Genomic DNA, 404 nt, shown 5'->3' with positions numbered 1-404 from the left:
GACAGGCCCAGGGGCACGGCCGCCGAGGGAGCGGCCACCGGGGCGGCGGCCGCCGCCCCGGCCCCGGCCGTGGCGGAGGTGCCGGCGGACCCGCCGCTGTCGGCGTCCGCATGGGGCCCGGCCTCCGAGCGGTCCGGGCCGCCGCCCCCGTAATCAGGCGCCAGCCGGACGAGGCTCAGCACACCGGCGGCCACCGCGAGCCCTCCGGCGGCCAGCAGCACCTTGCGGGGGCGGGGCCTGCGGTGGCGCCCGCGCGCCCGGAGGTCCCACGGGTGAACCCGCGCACCGACGTCGACCGCGTCGTCCTGTCGCACGGTGGTCGTGTCCGTCGTCATCGCAGTCCTCCCCGATGCGCTCGCGCCCCCCAGTGCGCCGTGAGGGACGCACGTTATGCGCTCTCGTGG

Annotated in this window: 1 pseudogene; it reads right to left on the bottom strand. The window is 79.5% G+C overall.

From position 1 onward, the window contains the following. Nucleotides 1-335 (bottom strand): annotated as a pseudogene (locus tag C1I97_RS38970) (hypothetical protein); the annotation flags it as partial. Nucleotides 336-404 lie beyond the last annotated feature (69 nt).

The sequence above is a fragment of the Streptomyces sp. NTH33 genome (genome assembly GCF_003236365.1).
In the GTDB taxonomy this organism is placed as follows: Bacteria; Actinomycetota; Actinomycetes; order Streptomycetales; family Streptomycetaceae; genus Streptomyces.
This window is presented reverse-complemented; position numbering and strand designations above follow the sequence as displayed.